The organism is Puniceibacterium confluentis (genome assembly GCF_007923445.1).
Classification (GTDB): domain Bacteria; phylum Pseudomonadota; class Alphaproteobacteria; order Rhodobacterales; family Rhodobacteraceae; genus Puniceibacterium; species Puniceibacterium confluentis.
On record NZ_VOJI01000013.1, the window covers coordinates 1 to 21,491 of the forward strand.

20 protein-coding genes are annotated in these 21,491 nt (G+C 62.5%); 7 read left to right on the plus strand and 13 right to left on the minus strand.

The features are described from left to right. On the plus strand, window positions 1-302 hold a 302-nt coding region (locus tag FOY53_RS15005; RefSeq protein WP_146590263.1), incomplete at its 5' end, for an efflux RND transporter permease subunit. A gap of 112 nt (window positions 303-414) precedes the next feature. Then, window positions 415-1,788, plus strand: a complete 1,374-nt coding sequence (locus tag FOY53_RS15010; protein ID WP_146590265.1) for a YihY family inner membrane protein — start codon at window positions 415-417, stop codon at window positions 1,786-1,788. 1 nt (window position 1,789) lies between these two features. Here FOY53_RS15010 and FOY53_RS15015 read toward each other — a convergent pair whose 3' ends face one another. From FOY53_RS15015 to ubiG, 11 genes are all read right to left on the minus strand, one after another. Beyond that, the gene (locus FOY53_RS15015) at window positions 1,790-3,142 is read right to left on the minus strand and encodes a TrkH family potassium uptake protein (protein ID WP_246107423.1); all 1,353 of its coding nucleotides are present in this window, start codon (window positions 3,140-3,142) and stop codon (window positions 1,790-1,792) included. A gap of 1 nt (window position 3,143) precedes the next feature. Beyond that, window positions 3,144-3,806, minus strand: a complete 663-nt coding sequence (locus tag FOY53_RS15020; protein WP_146590267.1) for a potassium channel family protein — start codon at window positions 3,804-3,806, stop codon at window positions 3,144-3,146. A gap of 88 nt (window positions 3,807-3,894) precedes the next feature. After that, entirely contained in the window at window positions 3,895-4,137 is a 243-nt protein-coding gene (locus FOY53_RS15025) for a hypothetical protein (RefSeq protein WP_146590270.1), read from the minus strand. A gap of 259 nt (window positions 4,138-4,396) precedes the next feature. Then, entirely contained in the window at window positions 4,397-5,200 is an 804-nt protein-coding gene (locus FOY53_RS15030; protein WP_146590272.1) for a glycoside hydrolase family 25 protein, read from the minus strand. Window positions 5,201-5,347: 147 nt separating this feature from the next. Beyond that, a complete protein-coding gene (locus FOY53_RS15035; protein WP_146590273.1) occupies window positions 5,348-5,740 on the minus strand; it encodes a Na+/H+ antiporter subunit G in 393 nt (130 codons plus the stop codon). Next, window positions 5,737-6,024: a K+/H+ antiporter subunit F gene (locus FOY53_RS15040; protein ID WP_146590276.1), complete on the minus strand. Its 288-nt coding sequence runs from the start codon at window positions 6,022-6,024 to the stop codon at window positions 5,737-5,739. The genes FOY53_RS15035 and FOY53_RS15040 overlap by 4 nt, the downstream gene beginning before the upstream one ends. Continuing rightward, a complete protein-coding gene (locus tag FOY53_RS15045; RefSeq protein ID WP_146590278.1) occupies window positions 6,021-6,521 on the minus strand; it encodes a Na+/H+ antiporter subunit E in 501 nt (166 codons plus the stop codon). Before FOY53_RS15045 ends, FOY53_RS15040 begins: the two co-directional genes overlap by 4 nt. Before the next feature lie 2 nt (window positions 6,522-6,523). After that, entirely contained in the window at window positions 6,524-8,191 is a 1,668-nt protein-coding gene (locus FOY53_RS15050) for a monovalent cation/H+ antiporter subunit D (protein ID WP_146590280.1), read from the minus strand. Next, entirely contained in the window at window positions 8,188-8,535 is a 348-nt protein-coding gene (locus FOY53_RS15055) for a Na+/H+ antiporter subunit C (protein ID WP_146590282.1), read from the minus strand. The genes FOY53_RS15050 and FOY53_RS15055 overlap by 4 nt, the downstream gene beginning before the upstream one ends. A 2-nt stretch (window positions 8,536-8,537) precedes the next feature. Continuing rightward, complete coding sequence (locus FOY53_RS15060) at window positions 8,538-11,450, minus strand: monovalent cation/H+ antiporter subunit A (protein WP_146590284.1); 2,913 nt, start codon at window positions 11,448-11,450, stop codon at window positions 8,538-8,540. A 313-nt stretch (window positions 11,451-11,763) separates the two neighbouring features. Beyond that, window positions 11,764-12,504 (minus strand): bifunctional 2-polyprenyl-6-hydroxyphenol methylase/3-demethylubiquinol 3-O-methyltransferase UbiG, encoded by a 741-nt coding sequence (ubiG, locus tag FOY53_RS15065; protein WP_146590285.1) that lies wholly within the window; start codon window positions 12,502-12,504, stop codon window positions 11,764-11,766. A 62-nt stretch (window positions 12,505-12,566) separates the two neighbouring features. Between ubiG and pip the strand changes: the two genes are divergently transcribed. From pip to FOY53_RS15090, 5 genes are all read left to right on the plus strand, one after another. After that, window positions 12,567-13,544 carry a prolyl aminopeptidase gene (pip, locus tag FOY53_RS15070; RefSeq protein ID WP_146590287.1) on the plus strand — a complete coding sequence of 326 codons (978 nt, stop codon included), beginning with the start codon at window positions 12,567-12,569 and terminating at the stop codon, window positions 13,542-13,544. 192 nt (window positions 13,545-13,736) lie between these two features. Next, window positions 13,737-14,732, plus strand: coding sequence for an ABC transporter permease (locus FOY53_RS15075; RefSeq protein ID WP_146590290.1), 996 nt, complete (start codon window positions 13,737-13,739; stop codon window positions 14,730-14,732). Beyond that, a complete protein-coding gene (locus tag FOY53_RS15080; RefSeq protein WP_146590292.1) occupies window positions 14,729-15,934 on the plus strand; it encodes an ABC transporter permease in 1,206 nt (401 codons plus the stop codon). Before FOY53_RS15075 ends, FOY53_RS15080 begins: the two co-directional genes overlap by 4 nt. Then, the gene (locus FOY53_RS15085; RefSeq protein ID WP_146590294.1) at window positions 15,931-17,583 is read left to right on the plus strand and encodes an ABC transporter ATP-binding protein; all 1,653 of its coding nucleotides are present in this window, start codon (window positions 15,931-15,933) and stop codon (window positions 17,581-17,583) included. Before FOY53_RS15080 ends, FOY53_RS15085 begins: the two co-directional genes overlap by 4 nt. 64 nt (window positions 17,584-17,647) lie before the next feature. Continuing rightward, window positions 17,648-19,201 carry an ABC transporter substrate-binding protein gene (locus tag FOY53_RS15090; RefSeq protein ID WP_146590296.1) on the plus strand — a complete coding sequence of 518 codons (1,554 nt, stop codon included), beginning with the start codon at window positions 17,648-17,650 and terminating at the stop codon, window positions 19,199-19,201. A 110-nt stretch (window positions 19,202-19,311) separates the two neighbouring features. On the opposite strand, the gene FOY53_RS15095 is transcribed toward FOY53_RS15090, so the two are convergent. Then, window positions 19,312-19,989: a D-lyxose/D-mannose family sugar isomerase gene (locus FOY53_RS15095; protein WP_146590299.1), complete on the minus strand. Its 678-nt coding sequence runs from the start codon at window positions 19,987-19,989 to the stop codon at window positions 19,312-19,314. Between the two features lie 132 nt (window positions 19,990-20,121). Beyond that, window positions 20,122-21,423, minus strand: a complete 1,302-nt coding sequence (hslU, locus tag FOY53_RS15100; protein ID WP_146590301.1) for an ATP-dependent protease ATPase subunit HslU — start codon at window positions 21,421-21,423, stop codon at window positions 20,122-20,124. Between the last annotated feature and the right edge of the window lie 68 nt (window positions 21,424-21,491).

Sequence of the window (21,491 nt, forward strand, 5' to 3'; positions counted from 1 at the left end):
GTGTCGCGCTGAGTTCGACGACCAGCTTTCAATGTTTCCAAACACTTACGAAGGGGGTGCATAATGAGCAACCAACGCCGATGACATCAATGGCGTTCTCTCTGGGTGTTCTGCCTCTGGTGCTCAGCACCGGAGCGGGTTCGGGCGGGCGCCAGGCCATCGGGTCGGGCGTGTTGGGCGGCACGATTTCGGCGACTGTTCTGGGCGTGCTGCTGGTGCCGTTTTTCTTTGTCCTGATCGCCCGGCTGTCGGGCCAGTCGAAGGACAAGGTGGCATCGCCACATGCGAGCCCGGCCGAGTGATCCGTCAAGGTGAACCGGTGTCCCGGGTTGAAACGTTGCCCAAATCGGACACCGACCGCCAAAATGCTTTTGCGCACTGATCTTTGCGCCGATCTGTATTATTTTCCCCGCTATGGTAGATGTTCGCGCGCATTTCGAAGGCTGGAAACAGGCCCGCCCGGTTCAGGTTGGCCTGCACCTGGTCAATTTCCTCGGCTATGCGATCCGCCGTTTCTTTGCGGACCGGCTGACCAACTCGGCCGCAGCCCTGACCTATTCCACGCTGCTGGCGCTGGTGCCGCTGCTGGTGATCGCCTTTGCCATCCTGTCCAGTTTTCCGGCCTTTGATGCCGTCAAGGGACGCATGCAGGAGATGTTCTTCAGCGCGGTGGTGCCCGAGGCCGGCACCGCGGTGTCGGACTACCTGTCGAACTTTACCCAGAACGCCAACAACCTGACCACCGTGGGTGTGGTCGCTCTGGCTGTGGCGGCGCTTTTGCTGCTGTCGACGGTTGAGGATACACTCAATCAGGTCTGGCATGTGGACCGGCCGCGCCCGATCATGGTGCGGTTTCTGATATTCTGGGCGATCCTGACACTGGGGCCGCTGCTGATCGGGGCCAGCTTCACGCTGACCTCGGACCTGATGAAATATGTCACCCACACACAGCTTGCGATTCTCGGGGTGCCCTCGGAGGTGCCGACAAAAAGCTCCTGGATTGTTGGTGGGCTGATCAAGATCGCGATCAACACCATCGGCTTTACCGCGCTGTTCGTTCTGGTGCCCGCGCGCCGCGTCCGCATCCGCCACGCCCTGATCGGTGCCATCTTTGCTGCAGTTGCGTTCCAGTTCCTGTCCTGGGGGTTCAATACCTTTTACACCTCCGGGTCGAGCTACGAGACGATCTATGGCGCCGTGGCCGCGGTGCCGGTGTTCCTGATCTGGATCTATACCTCCTGGATGGTGATCATCCTCGGGGCGGTTTTTGCCGCCGCCTTTCCGGACTGGTGGCAATCGCGCAGCATGAGCGTCGGACAGAAACTGACGCCCTCGGACCGTCTGGCAATTGCCATTGCCCTGCTGTCGCGGCTGCACCGCAACGCCCAGGACGGCGGCACTCTGGACGAGGAAACGCTCGCCGCGGCTGTGCCTCTGGAAGAACGCGAAGAAATCCTCGATCAGCTGTGCGCAGCGGGATACGTGGTGGAAACCGAGCAGGGCGGCGTGGCGATCACCCGCGATCTGCACATGACAACGGTCTATGACCTGATTCAGGATCTGGGGCTGTTCTACAGCATTCCGTCACAACAGTCTCTGGGCCTGCCCGAACGGATTGCCGGGCGCATGGCCAGCAAGACCCGTGCCGCGCAGGCGCTGCTGGACCGCGTGCACGACAGCGAAACCGAGCTTTTGTCGGTACCGCTTGCACAGGTTCTGACGCTTGCGGACGCGTCACCGGTTATCCCGACCATTGTCGCGAAAACCGCCGCGCCGGAACGCGGCTGAGTCAGCCCAGAAAGATCTGACCCGGTGGATACCGCACCCGCGCCAGCGCGTTCCGGGCCAGAAAGAATCCCAGCGTCAGGGGTCCGACCCGGCCCAGAAACATCACGCACATGATCACCACGCGCCCGACCGTGTCGAGCTCGGTCGTGGTGCCCATCGACAGCCCCACCGTGGCAAAGGCCGAGGTCACCTCGAACGCCAGCGCGATGAAGGTCCCGTCGTGGCTGATCGACACAATGAAAAGACCGATAAACACGATGAGGATGCTGAGGGTGGTGAGGGCAAGTACCTTCATCACCTCGTCCAGCCCCAGCGACCTGCCAAAAGCGTGCAGCGTGGCGCGGCGGCGAAAGAAGGCCACCGTGGCCAGCAACAGCACGATAAAGGTGGTGACCTTGATCCCGCCCGCCGTGGACGTGCTGCCGCCACCGATCAACATCAGGGTCATCATCATCAACACGGTGGAATCGTGCAGCTCTCCGATGTCGAGGCTGTTGAAGCCGGCGGTCCGGGTGGTCACTGCCTGAAACCAGCTGGCCTGTACCCTGTCCCAGGTCGAGTCCAGCCCGCCAAGGGTTCCGGGATTGCGCCATTCAAGGGCTGCAAAGGTCACCCAGGACCACAGGATGAGGGCCAATGTGCCGACAATCATCAGCTTGCTGTGCAGGGTCAGTGCCCGCCAGCTGCGTTTGGCATAAAGATCGCCCAGCACAATGAAGCCGAGGCCGCCGATGATGAACAAAGCGGGGATTACGAGGTTCATCAACGGGTTGCCGACCCAACGTGTCAGGCTGTCGGGCCAGAGGCCGAATCCGGAGTTGTTGAAGGCCGAGACGCTGTGAAACACGGCCTGCCACATTCCGAAGGCCCATCCCGACACGGGCACGAAGAGAAAGGCCAGCAGCACCGCCCCGACCACCTCGCAGACCAGCGCCACCTTCAGGATCGTGCGCACCAGGGTGGCGAGATCTCCAAGCGAACTCTGGTTCAGGTCCTCGCGCAGGATGAGGCGTTGCGAAAAGCCGACCGGGATGCCGATTGCCGCCAGCACAAACACCGCGAAGGTCATCAGACCCAGCCCGCCAAGCTGGATCAGCACCGCGATCACCACCTGCCCGAAGATCGTGAAGGTGGATCCGGTGTCGACCACCGCCAGTCCGGTGACGGTCACCGCTGACATCGAGGTGAAGAACGCATCCAGCAACCGCACCTCGCCGTGATGCGACACGGGCATCCAGAGCAGCAGCCCGCCAAGCACGACAAATATCAGATAGAAACTGGCCAGCAATGCCGGTGGCTTGAGCCGCATTGCCTTGCGCCGCAGGCCGGCGGCGCGCAATCGGAACGGTCGCATCTCAGAGGCTCGCCGCGAATTTCCGCAGGTCCGCCCGCTGGCCCAGCAACAGCAGCAGATCGTCGCGGTGCAGGACGCAGCCAGAGCCGTCCCGGCCTATGAACTGTGTGCCGCGCATCACCCCGATGCAGCGCAGGTCATATTTTTCCGCATGCGGCAATTCATCCAGTGTTCGCCCCTCGAGGCTTTTGGGGATGCGGAAGTTCACCACGTGATACCCGTTGCCCAGGCTCACATAATCGCGCACCATCGGGTTGTGCAGGACCTGTGCGATGTGCTGGCCGACCTCAACCTCGGGGTGGACGATGCGGTCGACGCCCAGGCGGCTCAGGATGCGGTGGTGGGTCTTGGTGCGGGCTTTGGCCCAGATGGTATTCACCCCGACCAGCTTCAGGTTCATCGCCGAGAGGATGCTTGCTTCGAGATCGGTGCCAAGGGCCACCAGCGCCGTGTCACATTCGCCCAGACCTGCCTCTTTCAGCGCGGCATCGTCGCGGGCATCAACGATCAGCGCTTGCGCAAGGATATCGGCATGGGCGCTGACACGGCTCTCGTCGATGTCGATGCCGATGACATGATTGCCGAACCGCGTCAGTTCCCGGGCGACGGTACTGCCGAAGTTGCCCAGACCGATGACCGCAAAGGTTCGTTTCTTTTCTGGCATGTGGTGCGTCCGTTCTGCCCGCCGGGATCTGCCGACCGGCCATCGTTGACGCAATCCGGGGAAACATTCAACACCGGCTACGCCGGACCTAGCGGTCGCGCCGCGATCTCATGTATCCGGGCAGCAGGTAGATCGCAAACAGGGTGGCACCGAACAGGCAATACAGAGGAATGGCCCAAAACAGCGACAGGTCCAGCTGAACAACCGTGGCCACCGTCAGGATCAATGCCAGGGGAATCGAAACCAGTGCGCCGGACAGCGCCGATGGGGCGACGCGGTTGTTGAGCCCGGTTCGCGGATTTGCCTTGTCGTCAGTTGCTTCGTGGGACACCGAGTCCTCGTTTGGCCTTGAAATCTGACTGCTCCCCTGCATCCGCGACTTCGACGCCGCCAGACTGGCGACGCAGAACTTCGGTGAGCAACGCCCACTAAAGTTCCATTAACAGTTCTTATCCGAAAATCTGCATGTCACGCGACATGTTATTTCCGGTCAAATAGACCGAATTCGCGACAAAAGCGTGTGTTCAGCCGGAAAAACAGAACTCTCGTGAAGCATGGCAAAGCAAGGTGAACGCACCGGTCCGGGCCTTTTATTGTGGCCAGTTCTGCCAATGCAGGGCCGTTCCGGAAAAGACATTGATGTCCACCGGTGTCGCAACACCCGGAACGATACCGGTTCCGGTATACTGCCAAAAGGTCCAGTCCTTGCCGGGATAAGCGACGTCCGGGTGTCCCGCAACCGAGCGCAGCCAGAACTGCGTTCCCGGCAACTGTCCGATCCCGGTGTCGGCAAAGAAGTCGACCGTCGTGTAAATGACCGGCCGGTGTCCGTAGTGGCGCTCGAGCCGGTCCAGAAACAGCCTGGCCTGGGCATGAATTTCGGTTCGGTCCGGGCGGCGGGTACAGGTGGGCGAGTGCGGCGTCCATTCCATGTCAAGCACGGGGGGCAGGGCATTGCGCTCCTTGGGGACATGCTGGATGAACCAGGCTGCCTGTTCTTCTGCGGGGCGGCAGAAGTAGAAATAGTGGTACGCGCCGCGCCGCAGACCCGCGGTCCTGGACCCGTCCCAGTAGGACCGGAACATCGGGTCGATCAGGTCTCCGCCTTCGGTGGCCTTGATATAGGCAAACGAGATCCCTGCCGCGCGCGCCTGAGCCCAGTCAATGTCGCCCTGCCAGCGCGACACGTCGATGCCGTGGACCGGGTAGCGCGACGGGCTGGTTCCGACGCCTTCGTGCGGATCGCCATCGGCAAACACGGGGTGTCCGTGGGGCGTCGGCATGGCGAGCCCGCCCGGCATATGCGGACCAGAGGCGTTCCGCGACGTGCAGGCCGACAGCAGCACGCCAAGCAGCGCCGCCCCGGCCAATATCCTGATCGTCCGGTATGCCATGACCGTGCTCAACCCCGCGTCGGACCTGATGTGTGCGCCCCTGGGCAACGGCCCATGTTGCCTGCATCGCGGCCTTTGGGTCAAGCAGCCTCAGGCGCACGGCACTTTCTGGCCGACGCCGCGATTGGTCACACTTCCCGGTGTCGGCTAGGGTTCGACCGGGGCGTCGGGTCGGCCCGGGCGGGTGTCGGGCGCGTCCAGAGTCGACCATGTGTCGTCATTCGGAGGTTCGGGCGGCGGCATGTCCTGACCGCGATGAATGGCGACCTTGGCGATGAAATTCGCGGAAATCGGGGCTGTAACGAACAGAAATGCCATGATCAGCAGTTCTTTCAGCGACCCGTCCCCGAAAGCAAAGGCATGGATCATGGAGGCCGCAAGCAAGGCGCCAACACCCAAAGTGGCAGCCTTGGTCGGGGCATGAAGGCGTTTCATCGGGCTGTCGAGCTTGAGCAGACCGATCGACCCCACAAGCATGAACAGGGCGCCGACCACCAGAGCTGCGGCAATGACGATTTCGATCAGGACGATGCCGGTCATTCGATGATGTCCCCGCGCAGGATGAACCGGGCGTATGCGACGGTGGATACGAACCCGAGCATGGCAAAGATCAGCGCCGCCTCGAAATAGATCTGCGTGCCCTGCGCGATGCCCAGCAGCACAATCAGGCCGATCGCATCCACCACCATCGTGTCGAGCGCGAGGATGCGGTCGGTGACATCCGGGCCGATCACCAGCCGGATCATGGCCAGAAGCTGCGCCAGTGCCAGCGCGGCAAAGGCGAAGACCAGAGCCAGATCATACAGTCTGTCAGGGGCGATCATTCGAAAATCTCCTTGAGTCGACGTTCATAGCGCGACTTGATCTCGTCGCGTACAGCCGCGGGGTCATCGGCGTCCAGCGCGTGGACCAGCAGGCAATGGCCTTCGTCGGACATGTCGGCGGTGACGGTGCCGGGGGTCAGGGTGATGGTGCCGGCCAGGATGGCGATCGCCTCGGGGGTGCGCAGTTCAAGCGGCACGGTGACCCAAGTGCTGCGCATGTCCTGGTTGCGCCGGGTCAGCACGATCCAGGCGACAACCACGTTGGCCACCAGGATATCCCACACGACGATCAGGATGTAGACCAGCACCTTGGCCGGCGGCACGCCTTTGGGCGCATCCGGCCAGTAGGCCGCGGTCGCCAGCGGGATCAGCAGGCCGAGTATCGTGCCAAAGACCACGGTGCCGAGAGTGATGCCATTGGCCAGCAGGCACCAGACCACGACCAGTATCGTGGTCAGAAACGGGTGGGGCAGAAACGAACGTCTCACCTTGGTCATGTTCAGTGTCCCCCCTCGTCTTTGCTGTCAGATGAGTCATGCCCTGTCGCGCCGTCAGGCTGCGCGGCCGCCGCATCATCAGAATGGTGCGGGTCCTTCGACAGATCCTTGCCCGGCGGGTCGAGCACCGCGCGGATATAGGGGGTCGGCGCAAACAGCTGCTGAGTCGTCGCCTCCATATAGCGGGTCACCGGACCGGCCAGAACCGTGTGGGCCACCAGCAAGGCAAGCAGCCCGCAGACCGCTGTCAGTTCCAGCACGGGAATACGCGCCTTCGGGGCTGGCAGGTCCCGCGCGCCTTGTTGATCTTCCGGGCGCGGCTGTTCGGCGGCTTCCCCCGCCAGTTGGTGCGATTTCCAGAACATCAGACTGCCGGCGCGGGAAAAGCCGACCACGGCGATCAGGCTGGACCCAAGGATGACCGCCCAGGTGATCCAGACCAGCGGCGTGGCGAATGACGCATCCAGGATCAGCAGTTTGCCGACAAAGCCGGACAGCGGCGGCAGGCCGGCCATGGCGATGGCGGCGGTAAAGAACAGCGCCGCAATCATCGCGCCGCCGGGGATCGGCTGCGCGGCGCGCAACAGCAACCCGTCCGTGCCGCGCCCGGCGCGCACCAGATCGACGATCAGGAACAGCGCCGCAGTGGCAAGTGTCGAGTGAACCACGTAATACAGCGCGGCGGAAATGCCCGCGGGGGTGAACTGCGCCACCGCCGTCATCAGCATTCCCATCGACCCGATCACCGAGAACGCCACCAGGCGCCCCAGATCCCGGGTCCCGAGAACCCCGATCATGCCGACAGCCAGACCGATCAGCGCCACCGGAAGCAGCCACACACCGTAAAGACCTCCGGTTGTGGCAAGGTCCGGCGGAAACACCAGCGTGTAGATCCTGAGGATCGCATAGGCGCCAACCTTGGTCATGATGCCGAACAACGCGGCCACCGGTGCCGGGGCTTCGGCATAGCTGGACGGCAGCCAGAAGTGCAGCGGCGCAATTGCCGCCTTGATGGCAAAGACCATCAGCAGCAGCACGGCCGCCACCCGGATGCCGGTGTTGTCCGCCGCGTCGATCAGCGCCACCCGCCCGGCGAGGTCCGCCATGTTCAGCGTGCCGGTTTCGGCATAGATCGCGCCCAGCGCAAACAGGAACAGCGTCGAACCGAGCAGGTTGTACAGCACGTATTGTGTGCCCGCGCGCAGCCGCCGCGTGCCGCCGGAATGGATCATCAAGCCGTAGGAGGCGATCAGCAGCACTTCGAAGAACACGAACAGGTTGAAGATGTCGCCGGTCAGGAAGGCGCCCATGATGCCCATAAGCTGGAACTGATACAGCGAATGAAAGTGCCGCCCCCTGCGGTCCCAGCCCGAGCCGATGGCATAGAGCAACACCAGCAGCGCCAGCACCGCGGTCAGCAGCACCATCATCGTCGACAACCGGTCCGCCACCAGAACGATGCCGAAGGGCGCGGCCCAGTTGCCCAGCTGGTACATGGTGATCGTGCCGTCAGACGCCTGCCAGGCCAGGCCCGCCGCGATGACCAGCAGGCTGACCACACCGGCGACGGAAAACACCCGGCTCAGGTTCTGGTGAAACCGCACCACCAGCACGATGAAGGCCGCCAGCATTGCGGGCAGCACAACAGGGGCAATGATCCAGTGGGTCATGCACGCTCCTCCGACCGGTCAGGGGCCGGGTCATTCACGCGGTCGTCATTTTCCCCGAGATAGGCGCCAAGAGCGATCACCACGACCACAGCCGTCATGCCAAAGGAGATCACGATGGCGGTCAGCACAAGCGCCTGCGGCAGCGGATCAGTGTACCGCGTCACCCCGTCAACCAGGATCGGTGGAGCGCCGATGGTCAGCCGCCCCGAAGCAAACAGGAACAGGTTCACCGCATAGGTCAGCAACGAGGTGCCGAGGATCACCGGAAAGGTCCGCAGGCGGAACACAAGGTACAGGCCAGCGGCCGTCAGCACGCCTACGGCGCTGGCAAAAAGTAGTTCCATATTCAGTTCTCCTGCCGGTCTGTGCCGCGTTCGCCGGACATGCCTGCGGTGCGCATCGCATCCGACACCTCTGGTGCATCCTCGCGTGACGGGTCGATGTCCATCGCGTATTCCGGCGCATCCATCTGCGCCCTGCGCGCAAGCCGCGAAAAGGATTCAAGCGACAGCATCACCGCGCCCAGAACGGCCAGGAACACCCCCAGATCAAAGGCTGCGGCGCTGGCCAGTTCGAATTTCTCCATCGGCGGGATGCGGACATAGCCGAACGCCGATGTCAGGAACTCGTTGCCGGTGAACCAGGCGCCGATGCCGGTGAGTCCGGCGGCAAGCACACCCGCGCCGATGATGCCATGATAGGGATAGCGCTGGCGCTCGGTCGCCCAGGCGAAACCGCTGGCCATGTACTGCATCACCACGGCGATGGCGACCACAAGGCCGGCAATGAAACCGCCTCCGGGCAGGTTGTGACCGCGCAGGAAGATGTAGATCCCGACCATCAGCACCACCGGCATCATCACCCGCGTGAGCACCACCATCATCAGCGGATGCCGGTCGCCCGACAACGGCTTGTCCGGCACCCGGTTCAACAGCCGCGCCCGCACCGGTCCGCCCAGAAGCGCTTCGGTCAGGGCAAAGATCACCAGCGCGGCAATGCCCAGCACGATGATCTCGCCAAAGGTGTCAAAGCCGCGGAAATCGACAAGGATCACGTTCACGACGTTGGTGCCGCCGCCGCCCTTGTAGGAATTTTCCAGGTGGTAGTCGGAAATCGTCGGGCTGACAAAGTCCCGCATCAGTAGGTGGTAGGTGAACCCGGTTGCCGCCGCGCCGCCGACAAGGGCGATGATGCCGTCGCGCAGCTTTTTCACCGGACTGCTTTCGCTTGGAGTCTGGTCGGGCAGGAAATTCAGCGCCAGCAGCAGCAGCACGATGGTCACCACTTCGACCGAAATCTGCGTCATGGCCAGGTCCGGCGCGCTGAAATAGGCAAAGGCGACCGACACGATCAGCCCGATGATCGCCATCACGATCAGCGCCAGCAGCCGGTCCCGGTGCTTGATCACCAGAAAGATCGTGGCGCCGACCAGCATCAGCCAGCCCGCCAGCGCGATGACATGGACCGGCATCGCCGCGCGGGACGGCGCGATGCTTTGTCCGGTGAACCACGCATGGCCCGCCGCTGCGATGATCGCCAGGGTGAAGATGCCCGCATATTGCGTGAACGCGCCGTTGTGCAGCCCGTGGGTCACGGCCTGTGCCAGCCGGACACAGGCGGCGATGATCGCCTCGAAGATCGTCTTGGCCTCGGGGCGCGGCGTGGATTCCCAGACACGGATCAGCGGCTTGAAGAGCGCCAGCAGGATCAGGCCCCCGGTCACCGCGATGATCGACATGATCAGCGCCGGCGTCACCCCGTGCCACAGCGCGATGTGCGCTTCCGGCAGGGTGGCCGCGCCGCCCAGAACTGCCGCGGTGACAAAGCGCACTGCCGGTTCGGCAAGGAACGGCATCACCCCGATCAGGACCACCAGAACCGTCAGGAAGGCAGGCGGCAGCCACATTCCGGCAGGCGGATCATGCGGTTGCGTGGGGTAGTCATCCCGTTGCTGGCCCAGAAACACATGGCCGATGTAGCGGAACGAATACGCCGCCGAGAACAGCGCGCCAAAGGTTGCAAGTGCGGGCACCAGCCAGTCCGGCCCGAACAGCACCGTATGCGTCGTCTCCTCGAGCCACATTTCCTTGGACAGGAAGCCGTTGAACAGCGGAATGCCCGCCATCGACAGCGCGGCGATGGTTGCTATCACGAAGGTGACGGGCATCAGGTGCCGCAACCCGCCGAGCCGACGGATGTCGCGGGTGTGCGCCTCGTGGTCGATGATGCCTGCGGTCATGAACAGCGCGCATTTGAAGGTCGCGTGGTTGAGGATGTGAAACACCGCCGCCATGGCACCAAAGGCGGTCCCGGTCCCCAGAAGCATGGTGATCAGACCCAGGTGGCTGACGGTGGAAAACGCCAGCAGCGCCTTCAGGTCGTGCTTGAACAGCCCGATCACCGCGCCCAGCACCATGGTGATCAGCCCTGCGGTGGTCACGATATAGAACCATTCGGGCGTGCCCGACAGCACCGGCCACATCCGCGCCATCAGGAAAATCCCGGCTTTTACCATCGTCGCGGAATGCAGGTAGGCGCTGACAGGGGTCGGCGCGGCCATCGCATGTGGCAGCCAGAAATGGAACGGAAACTGTGCCGATTTGGTGAAACATCCCAGCAGGATCAGGATCAGCGCCGGAACGTACAGCGGATCCGCCTGGATCAGATCCCGGTTCTGAAGGATCACGCTGAGGTCGTAGGAGCCGACAATCTGCCCCAGGATCAGCATGCCACCGATCATCGCAAGGCCGCCCATGCCCGTGACCGTCAACGCCATCCGCGCGCCCTGCCGTCCTTCGGGCAGGTGTTTCCAGTAACCGATGAGCAGGAAGGACGACAGCGAGGTCAGTTCCCAGAACACCAGCAGCACTAGAACGTTGTCGGACAGGACAATCCCCACCATCGCGCCCTGGAACAGCAGCAGATAGGTGAAGAACTCGCCCATGTTGTCATTGCGCGACAGGTAGCTGCGCGCATAGGCGATGATCAGCAAGCCGATGCCCAGGATCAGGCTGGCAAAGAACGCCCCAAGCCCGTCCATCATCAGGTTCATGTTCATCCCGAGACCGGGCAACCAGTCCACCCGGGCCTGGACAACCTCGCCGCGCAGCAGCGCCGGAAGGTTCGACAGCAGACCGACAAGGGCGGTCAGAGACACCGCAAAGGTCGTTCCGGCACAGACTTTGCGGCCCGCCCCGATCAGTAGACCGGGCAGCAGCGCGCCCAGGAATGGCAAGGCAACAACCAGAAAGAGCGACAATGGGGCCTCCAGTTTCGGCAAGGGCAGATTGGCTCAGGCTATGTGCGGTGTTTCCCGCCTGGGCTCAAGCCAAAGCCGTTGAATCGGGTCAAATTGACCGACCACGCTGCTGATTGCAAACCATTGTCTGCCCTTGCGGCAGGTGTACCGGCCTTACAGGCGCCACCGCACGCGCGGCGGTGGCGCCGTGAAACTAGGTGATTGCGTCTCTTTGCAGAGGTGTGCAACCCCGCCGTGCTTGGTGTTCGGAACGGATTACGGCCGGCCCGATCTGCGTCACAGACCATGTCGTGCCGACAGTGCCGACAGGGGCTCAGACCGGTTTGAGCGATGCGGTGACATAGTTCACGCTGAGGTCACGGGCCGAGATCCGCCAGGTCCAGGTGATCGGGTTGAACTGAAACCCCTTGCGGTCGACAGGGCCCAGACCGGCGCGGGTCAGCAGGTCGCAGAGTTCGTCCGGGGTGATGAACTTCGACCATTCGTGGGTGCCCTTGGGCAGCCAGCGCATGATGTGTTCGGCGCCGACGATCGCCATCGCAAAACTCTTGGCATTGCGGTTCAGTGTCGAACAGATGTGCAAGCCGCCCGGTTTCAGCAAGTGCTGGCAGGCCGTGAGGTAGCCCAGCGGATCGGCGACATGCTCGACCACCTCCATGTTCAGCACGACGTCAAAGCGTTCACCGGTGGCGGCCAGCGCTTCGGCCGTGGTAAAGCGGTAGTCGATGGTCAGGCCGGATTGCTCGGCATGTGTTCTGGCCACGGGAATGTTGCGCTCGGCGGCGTCCACGCCGACAACCGTGGCGCCAAGCCGGGCCATGGGTTCGCAGAGCAGTCCGCCGCCACAGCCGATGTCCAGAATCCGCAGGTCCCTGAACGGCAGGGGGGTGGCAAGATCCCGGTCGAATTCTCCGGCGATCTGGCCGGTGATGTAGTCCAGCCGACACGGGTTGAGCATGTGCAGGGGTTTGAATTTGCCGTTTGGATCCCACCACTCGGCGGCCATGGCGGTAAACTTGGCAATTTCGGCCGGATCAACTGTGTTCGTCGTCATCTTGGTGGTCCTTACCCTTTTTCCGGTGGCCTTTTGGGCTTTGGGGTCAATATATAGCTCTTATGGATAAAGACTTGGGCCAAAAACGCGCAGTGCAGTATCTCCACCCTCCGATTGATCCCTATGACCAGCAGATGCTGGATGTGGGAGAGGGTCATACCGTCTACATGGAGCAATGCGGCAATCCGCACGGCATTCCCGTGATTGTGCTGCACGGTGGCCCCGGTGGGGGCTGCAGTCCGGCGATGCGCCGCTATTTCGACCCCGGCGTGTTCCGCGTGGTGCTGTTTGACCAGCGGGGCTGCGGTCGCTCGCGCCCGCATGCCAGCGTGACGGACAACACGACATGGCATCTGGTCGACGATATCGAACGGATCCGCACCACACTGGGCATCGACCAGTTCATCGTCTTTGGCGGCAGCTGGGGGGCGACGCTGGCGCTGATCTATGCGCTGAGCCATCCGACGCGTGTGCGCAAACTGGTTCTGCGCGGTGTGTTCCTGATGACTCAGGCCGAGCTTGACTGGTTCTATGGCGGCGGTGCCGGCCTGTTCTGGCCCGAACCCTGGGCGCGGTTTGCCGATCTCATTCCCGAGGCGGAGCGGGGCGACATGATCGCCGCGTATCACCGGCGGCTGTTTTCAGGGGACCTGCAGACCGAGACCAAGTATGCCCGGGCCTGGTCGGGCTGGGAAAACGCGCTGGCCAGCGTCTATTCCAGTGGCCAGGGCGGCGAAGCCCCCGGCGACTATGCCCGGGCGTTTGCGCGGCTGGAAAACCATTACTTCACACATGCCGGATTTCTTGAAACCGACGGCTGGATTCTCGAGAACATCGACCGGATCGCGCATGTCCCGGGCGTCATCGTTCAGGGGCGGTACGACATGATCTGCCCGCCCGCCCGCGCCTGGCAACTGGCAAAACGCTGGCCGGGTGCCGACCTCCGGATGGTGCGCAATGCAGGCCATGCCCTTTCCGAGCCCGGCATCAGTTCCGAGCTGGTGCGGGTGATGGATCATATCGCCGGGACGGAGAATTGAGGCGAGCGCGCCTCGGCGCTCCGGTGCCTGACAACGGCGCATCCGATCGTGATGCCGGCACGATCCCGGCGATTCGGACGCGCCGCTCTGACCGGGTGATCCCGAAAGTATCGGCAAGCAGAAAGATATGTTTACACATACGTTTCAGCCGTTAACGTGATCATCACCGAAAAAACACGAACTGGCGAATACTTGTCCACTGTTCTGAAAATCATCCTGCAACGACTGGCACTTGGCCTGCTCACACTGTTTGTTGTGTCCATCCTGATCTTTGCCGCGGTGAACCTGCTGCCCGGCGATTTTGCCCAGGCCATCCTGGGGCAGGGGGCAACACCCGAGGCGGTCGAGGCGATCCGGCGCGATCTCGGGCTGGATCAGCCACCGATAACGCGGTATTTCCAATGGCTCGTCGGCGCGGTGCAGGGCGATCTCGGCAATTCCTTCGCGCAGGCAAACTTTGCCAGCTTTGTCGGGGCCGACAGCGGCAACAAGGCGTCGGTCGCCGCGCAGATCGCGCCCCGGTTCTGGAACACGATGTTCCTGGCCGGTGTCACCGCACTGATCGCGGTGCCGTTTTCGGTGCTGCTGGGAATCCTTGCGGCGCTCTACCGCAATTCGGCTTTCGACAAGTTTGCCAACATGTTCACGCTCAGTTCGATCAGCAGCCCCGAGTTCTTTCTCGCCTATATTCTGATCCTGTTTCTGGCGGTTCTGAACCCGGTGCTGCCCAGCCTGTCCAACATCTATCAGGGCATGGGCCTGGGTGAACGGCTGGAAAAGACCTTGCTGCCGGCGCTGACGCTGACGCTGGTGGTCACGGCGCACATGATGCGCATGACCCGCGCCGCGATCATCAATCTTCTGGCGAGCCCCTATATCGAAATGGCCCGCCTGAAAGGCATGAGCCCGATGCGGGTGATCGTGCGCCACGCGCTGCCCAATGCGCTGGCGCCGATCATCAACGTGGTGGCGCTGAACCTGGCTTATCTGATCACCGGGGTGGTCGTGGTCGAGGTGGTTTTTGTCTATCCCGGCATCGGCCAGCTGTTCGTCGATTCGGTCAAGATCCGGGACATCCCCGTGGTTCAGGCCTGCTGCCTGATCTTTGCCGCCGCCTATATTCTGCTGAACCTGACGGCGGACATCATGTCGATTGTCAGCAACCCGCGACTGAGGCATCCGAAATGAGCGTCTGGCTACAGATCATCGGGGTCCTTGTGGCCTGTCTCGCCTTGGGCTGGCTGTTGCGCTTTGCGGGTGAAAGGGTCACCGGCGGCAGGCCGTTTTTCCGCGACATGTCGCTGAGCGTGGCTTTTGGCTATGTGGTTGCAGTGGTGGTGCTGATCTGGATCATCTGGTCGTACTACCTGGCCCGCACGCTGGTGGCGCCGGAGGTCAACAAGTACTTCTTCTTCCGGTTGGCGATCGAAGGGTTCCTGCTGTTCGCCGCCGCTGCCTGGCTGTTCCGGCTGCTCGGGCGCAGCGTCGGCACCGCAGGCTCGAAAAAGCTGTTCCGGCAGATGCCGCTGACGGCAAGTTTCGGTCTGTTTACCATCCTGATCTACGCGCTGCTGGCAATTTTCGCCGGGGTGATCGCGCCGCACGGCCAGGAGCAGATCCTGCAGGGGGTTGCGGCCAACATCCCGCCCGGCGGCGACCCGGCCATAGGCGGCAGCGCCGATTATCCGCTGGGCACCGACCAGATCGGCCGCGATATCCTCAGCCGCCTGATCTATGGCGCGCAGAACACCGTCGGCATTGCCTTTGCCACCACCTGTCTGGCGTTCTTCATCGGCGGCACCCTGGGCTTTCTGGCCGCCACGCTGGGCGGCTGGCTGGACCAGATCCTGAGCCGCACCGTCGATGTTCTGATGGCGATTCCGTCGCTGATCTTTGCGCTGCTGCTGATGACCATCGCCAGTGCCTGGGCCGGGTCGGAAAAAGGGCTGCTGACCTTCTACATGGTGATCATCATCGCGGTGATCGATTCCACCCGGGTGTTCCGGCTGGCGCGCGCCGTCGGGGTCAACATCGTTGTGATGGACTATATCGAGGCGGCCAAGCTGCGTGGCGAGGGGCTGACCTATCTGATCTTCAAGGAGATCCTGCCCAATGCCACGGCCCCGCTTTTGGCGGAATTCGGGCTGCGGTTCTGCTTTGTGTTCCTGACAATCGCCTCGCTGTCCTTTCTTGGGGTGGGCATCCAGCCCCCGCTGGCGGACTGGGGCACCATGGTGCGTGACCTCGCGCAGTTCATCAACTTTGCCGCCTTTGCGCCACGTGTCGCGTCGGCGCCGCTGCTGGCGGCGGGGGCGATTGCGCTGCTCACCGTCGCGGTGAATTTTGTGGTGGACTGGATGCTGCACCGAACCACGGGGTTGAAGGAATGAGCCGCCTGCTGACCATGAAGGACGTCTGGATCGAAGGTCGGTCCGACGAGACCTGGAACCCGATCATCAACGGCGTCGACCTGCATCTGGACAAGGGTGAGGTGCTGGGGCTGATCGGCGAATCCGGCGCCGGCAAATCGACCATGGGTCTGGCGGCAATGGGTTTCTGCCGCGACGGTGTGCGCATCTCCAAAGGCTCGGTCGACTTCGACGGCATCAACCTGCTCAAGGCGTCCGCCGCCAGGAAACGCGCATTGCTGGGCAAGCGGATCGCCTATGTGGCGCAGTCGGCCGCGGCCTCGTTCAATCCGGCGCACCGGATCATCGACCAGCACACCGAAGGTCCGGTGCAGCACGGCGTCATGTCGAAATCCGAGAGCGAGCGCGACGCCATGGAGCTGTACGCAAAGCTGCGCCTGCCGGATCCTGAAAACATCGGCTTTCGCTATCCGCATCAGGTGTCCGGCGGGCAACTGCAACGGGCGATGACGGCGATGGCGATGTCCTGCCGCCCCGATCTGATCATCTTTGACGAACCCACGACGGCGCTGGATGTGACAACGCAGATCGAGGTGCTGGCCAGCATCCGCGACATCGTCGAGCAGTTCGGCACCGCGGCGATCTACATCACCCATGATCTTGCGGTCGTGGCGCAGATGGCGGACCGGATCAAGGTGCTGCTCAAGGGGGACGAGGTCGAGACCGCCGAAACCCGGCAGATGCTGAGCCACCCGAAGGCGGAGTATACCAAAAGCCTCTGGGCGGTGCGGGAATTCAAGCGGCCGCAGAAACCGGCCGTGCACACCTCGGCAACACCGGTGGTGTCGGTGCAGGGAATCACTGCGGCTTACGGCAAGATCAACGTATTGCATGATGTGAGTTTCGACATCCACGAAGGCCGCACGGTCGCTGTTGTCGGTGAATCCGGATCGGGAAAATCCACGACGGCGCGTTGCATCACCGGACTGCTGCCACCGCGCGGCGGGGTGATCGAATTCGACGGCGTCGCCCTGCCGCTGGATTACCGCAAGCGCAACAAGCACCAGTTGCGGCAGGTGCAGATGATCTATCAAATGGCGGACACCGCCCTGAATCCGCGCAAGACCATAGGTGAAATTATCGGTCGCCCGGTCGAGTTCTACATGGGTCTCAAGGGCCGCGACAAACGCCGCCGCGTCGAAGAACTGCTGGATGAGATCGAGCTGCCCGCCGATCGCTACATCGACCGTCTGCCGTCAGAGTTGTCCGGCGGCCAGAAGCAGCGCATCGGCATCGCCCGCGCGCTGGCGGCCGAACCGAAGTTCATCATTTGTGATGAAGTGACCAGTGCGCTGGACCAGCTTGTCGCCGAGGGCATTCTCAAGCTGCTTGCGCGGCTGCAGGATGAACGTAACCTCAGCTACATGTTCATCACCCACGATCTGGCCACGGTCCGCTCGATCGCGGACGAGGTGGTGGTGATGAAGGATGGTGAGGTGGTCGAACAGGGGCCGAAAACCGACATGTTCCGCCCGCCACACCACCCCTATACCGATCTGCTGCTCAGTTCGGTGCCGGAAATGAACCCGGATTGGCTGAGCACACTGTTGGCGGAACGCGGAATTGATAACATCGGCGATGCAGCTGTGGGTAAGATGAACCAGGAATGACCCGCAATGACGGGTGACGGAAGCGTGGGACACACCTCGCCAACACTGACCAGGGAGACGAAAGATGATTGGAATTAGCAGACGCGGATTGCTCAAATCCGGCGCGGCGGCGGGTGTGCTGGCGGCGACGGGTTTGCCTGTTTTCGCACAGGCCAAGCGCGGCGGACGACTGCGGGTGGCGCTGTCCGGCGCCAACACCTCGGACAGCTGGGACGGCCGCACACATTCGGACATCTTCATGCAGGCTGCCGCCCAGGGCGCGGTGTTCGACAGCCTCACCGAAGTTGCCGCGGATGGTTCGCTTGTCGGCGAACTGGCCACCGACTGGGAGGCGTCTCCCGACGCCAAGGTCTGGACCTTCAACCTCCGCCAGGGCGTGACGTTCCACAACGGCAAGTCGTTTGGCGCTGACGACGTCATCGAATCGCTGCAGCTGCACGTGGCCGAGGGGTCAAAGTCCGCCGCTCAGCCGCTGGTCGGCGCGATCACCGAGATGAAGAAGGTGACCGAGCACCAGGTGCAGTTCACGCTGGAGAACGGCAACGCCGATTTTCCGTACCTCATGTCCGACTACCACCTGCTGATCTATCCGGCGGGTCAGATCGAAGAGGCCATTGCCACCGGAATCGGCACCGGCCTCTATTCCGTCGAAAGCTTCGAGCCCGGCGTGCGATTTGTCGGCAAGCGGGTCGACAGCCACTACAAGGATGGCAATTTCGGCTGGTTTGATGAGCTTGAATTCATCGCCGTGAACGATGCCACCGCGCGGATGAACGCCCTGATGACCGGCCAGGTCGACACCATCAACCGGATCGACTTCAAGACCGAGGCGCTGCTCAAGGCCAACCCGATGCTGCGCATTCAGGAGCTGACGGGCAACCAGCACTTTACCTTCCCGATGCTGACCGATGTCGCACCTTTCGACAACGTCAACGTGCGCAAGGCGCTGAAATATGGTGTGAACCGTCAGGAAATGGTCGACAAGATCCTGCAGGGCCACGGCCGTATCGGCAATGACACCCCCATCGGTCCCGCCAATCAGTATTTCGCCGGCGACATGGAACAGCTGAGCTACGATCCCGACAAGGCCAAATTCCACCTGAAAGAGGCCGGATTGGACTCGCTCGACATTGACCTGTCGGCGTCTTCTGCGGCCTTTGCCGGCGCGATCGACGCGGCGCAGCTGTACCAGGCCTCGGCCAAGACCTGTGGTATCAACATCAACGTGGTGCAGGAACCGGCCGATGGCTACTGGTCCAACGTCTGGCTGAAAAAGCCGTTTTCGGCGGCCTACTGGTCGGGCCGGGCGACCGAGGACTGGATGTTCTCGAACGCCTTCGAGGCAGGCGTGCCGTGGAATGACAGCCAGTGGGGCGCCGAGGACAGCGAGCGCTTCCAGTCGCTGCTGATCGAAGCGCGCGCCGAACTGGATTCGGCCAAACGGCGCGAAATGTACACCGAGATGCAGATGATCCTGCGCGACGAAGGCGGGGTAATCATCCCGATGTTTGCAAACTGGGTGCAGGCACTGAACAACAAGGTGGCAACGCCCGAGGTGGTCGGCAACCTTTGGCAGATGGACAACGCGCGCATGGCCGAACGGTGGTGGATGGCCTGATCCCGGCCGCGCGAACGACAAAGCCCCGCCAGATGGCGGGGCTTTTTTGATATGCCGGTAATCGGGCCCGTCAGTTCCGGCCCGACTGCCTTGGTATGTCGTTTCCGGCTTCAGAGCATGGTGTCGTAATCGTTCACCAGCAGATGCACCGGAGCCTCGTCTTCCTCGATATTCGAGAAGCGACCAATCTCCATTTCAAAGATGTTGTCGAGCAGGTCGTCGTTCACGGTCGAGACCTCGACGATCAACACATCTCCGCCTTCGCCCCAGAACGCGTGCCAGTCCCCCGGCATCAGTGTCACCGATTCGCCCGGGTCCAGCTTGAGCAGGCCACCTGCCTGAACGGTGCGGGAAATGCCATCGACCATCACCGTCACATCGGAGGTTCTGTCAATGCTGCCGTCGGGGTTGGAGGCGAACAGCTCCATCACCAGCTTGCCACCGCCGCGGTTGATGATGTCCTCGGCCTTGAGGTCGTGCCGATGCATCGGGCTCAGCTGCTGCTCGCGCGAGATCATGATCTTTTCGGCATAGAGCATGCCGCGCCCCTTGTTCAGATCGGACAGCCGCCCGTTGCGGGTGGTGAACAGGAACAGGCCCATCTCGTCGAACTTCTCGGCACCATAATCGGTGATGTCCCAGCCCATCCGCCGCTCTTTGATGGTGCCGTGATCCGCTGCACGCAGAGCCTCGGGCGCCCAGTAGGCAAAGGGCGGCAGGATGACGCCGTGGGATCGGATGAAGGCATCGCCTTCGCGCAGAATTTCGTTGATGCGGGAGCGTTTCATGGCCAGTCCTCGGGTCGATGTTTGCGCCAACATAACCGCCCGCGACCGCTGCCACCAGCATATGATTGCATGTTGATGACAATCGGCGTTCGCGGGCCACCGGTCCGGTGACGCCGCTCGGTGCGGATCGCGTCAGAGAACGTATCGGCTCAGATCGGTAGAGCGGCTGAGATCGCCCAGATGCCTTTCGACGAACGCGGCATCAACGGTGACCTGTTCGCCCGCCCGGTCGGGAGCAGTGAACGACAGTTCTTCGAACACCCGTTCCATCACCGTGTAGAGCCGCCGTGCGCCGATGTTTTCGACCGCGGTGTTGACCTCGGCGGCGATCCGGGCAAGCGCCGCGATCCCGGTGTCGGTAAAGGTGACTGTCACCTCCTCCGTGGCCATCAGCGCGGTATATTGCCGGGTGAGGGCGTTGTCGGTTTCTGTCAGGATGCGCACAAAATCCGCTTCGGTCAGCGGCCGCAAGTTGACGCGGATCGGCAGACGGCCCTGGAGTTCCGGCAACAGATCCGACGGCTTGGCGATGTGGAAGGCGCCCGAAGCAATGAAAAGGATATGGTCGGTTCTGACAGCCCCGTGCTTGGTCGACACGGTCGTTCCCTCGATCAGCGGAAGCAGGTCGCGCTGCACGCCTTCGCGGCTGACATCGCCGCCGCGGGCATCCGAGCGCGCACAGACCTTGTCGATCTCGTCGAGAAACACGATGCCGTTCTGTTCGACCGCTTCCAGTGCCGACACCTTGACGGCTTCGTCATCCAGAAGCTTGTCAGCTTCCTCGGAAATCAGCAGCTCGTAGCTCTGCGCCACACTCAGACGTTTGCGGGTGGTACGCTGTCCGAAGGCTTTGCCAAAGATATCGCCGATGTTCAGCATGCCCGCCCCTGGCTGACCGGGGATGTCCATCTGGGGAAAGGGACTGGCGGTTTCCGCGACGTCCAGCTCGATCATCGTGTCGTCGAGCTCACCGGCCTTGAGCTTCTTGCGAAACATCTCGCGGGTGCCGCTGCGCGCATCTTCGCCGGCGATGGCCGAGATCACTCGGTCTTCCGCAGCCTGATGGGCCGCAGCCCTGACATCCTCACGCATGGCGTCGCGTGTCAGGGCAATGGCCGTGTCGACCAGATCGCGGATGATCTGCTCGACATCGCGGCCCACATAGCCGACCTCGGTAAACTTGGTCGCTTCGACTTTGATGAACGGTGCACGGGCGAGCTTTGCCAGTCTGCGCGAAATTTCAGTCTTGCCGACGCCCGTGGGGCCGATCATCAGGATATTTTTCGGGTACACCTCGTCGCGCAGGTCGTCGGACAGGTGTTTGCGGCGCCAGCGGCTGCGCAGGGCGACGGCGACAGCGCGTTTGGCGTCGGACTGGCCGATGATGAAACGGTCAAGTTCCGATACGATTTCGCGCGGAGTGAGATCTGTCATGGGGGTATCCTTTCGAAACGGACGGGCGGGCAAAAATTTCTTGGAAAGAAATTTGCCAAAAGTTTCCG

Bases quoted from the DNA above. Each gene is read 5' to 3' on its own strand.
- FOY53_RS15055 (WP_146590282.1), bottom strand. From the start codon at position 8,535: ATGGAACTACTTTTTGCCAGCGCCGTAGGCGTGCTGACGGCCGCTGGC.
- FOY53_RS15040 (WP_146590276.1), bottom strand. From the start codon at position 6,024: ATGATCGCCCCTGACAGACTGTATGATCTGGCTCTGGTCTTCGCCTTT.
- FOY53_RS15030 (WP_146590272.1), bottom strand. From the start codon at position 5,200: ATGGCATACCGGACGATCAGGATATTGGCCGGGGCGGCGCTGCTTGGC.
- FOY53_RS15015 (WP_246107423.1), bottom strand. From the start codon at position 3,142: ATGCGACCGTTCCGATTGCGCGCCGCCGGCCTGCGGCGCAAGGCAATG.
- FOY53_RS15045 (WP_146590278.1), bottom strand. From the start codon at position 6,521: ATGACCAAGGTGAGACGTTCGTTTCTGCCCCACCCGTTTCTGACCACG.
- FOY53_RS15085 (WP_146590294.1), top strand. From the start codon at position 15,931: ATGAGCCGCCTGCTGACCATGAAGGACGTCTGGATCGAAGGTCGGTCC.
- FOY53_RS15095 (WP_146590299.1), bottom strand. From the start codon at position 19,989: ATGAAACGCTCCCGCATCAACGAAATTCTGCGCGAAGGCGATGCCTTC.
- FOY53_RS15090 (WP_146590296.1), top strand. From the start codon at position 17,648: ATGATTGGAATTAGCAGACGCGGATTGCTCAAATCCGGCGCGGCGGCG.
- FOY53_RS15010 (WP_146590265.1), top strand. From the start codon at position 415: ATGGTAGATGTTCGCGCGCATTTCGAAGGCTGGAAACAGGCCCGCCCG.
- FOY53_RS15050 (WP_146590280.1), bottom strand. From the start codon at position 8,191: ATGACCCACTGGATCATTGCCCCTGTTGTGCTGCCCGCAATGCTGGCG.
- FOY53_RS15020 (WP_146590267.1), bottom strand. From the start codon at position 3,806: ATGCCAGAAAAGAAACGAACCTTTGCGGTCATCGGTCTGGGCAACTTC.
- FOY53_RS15035 (WP_146590273.1), bottom strand. From the start codon at position 5,740: ATGACCGGCATCGTCCTGATCGAAATCGTCATTGCCGCAGCTCTGGTG.
- pip (WP_146590287.1), top strand. From the start codon at position 12,567: ATGGATAAAGACTTGGGCCAAAAACGCGCAGTGCAGTATCTCCACCCT.
- ubiG (WP_146590285.1), bottom strand. From the start codon at position 12,504: ATGACGACGAACACAGTTGATCCGGCCGAAATTGCCAAGTTTACCGCC.
- hslU (WP_146590301.1), bottom strand. From the start codon at position 21,423: ATGACAGATCTCACTCCGCGCGAAATCGTATCGGAACTTGACCGTTTC.
- FOY53_RS15080 (WP_146590292.1), top strand. From the start codon at position 14,729: ATGAGCGTCTGGCTACAGATCATCGGGGTCCTTGTGGCCTGTCTCGCC.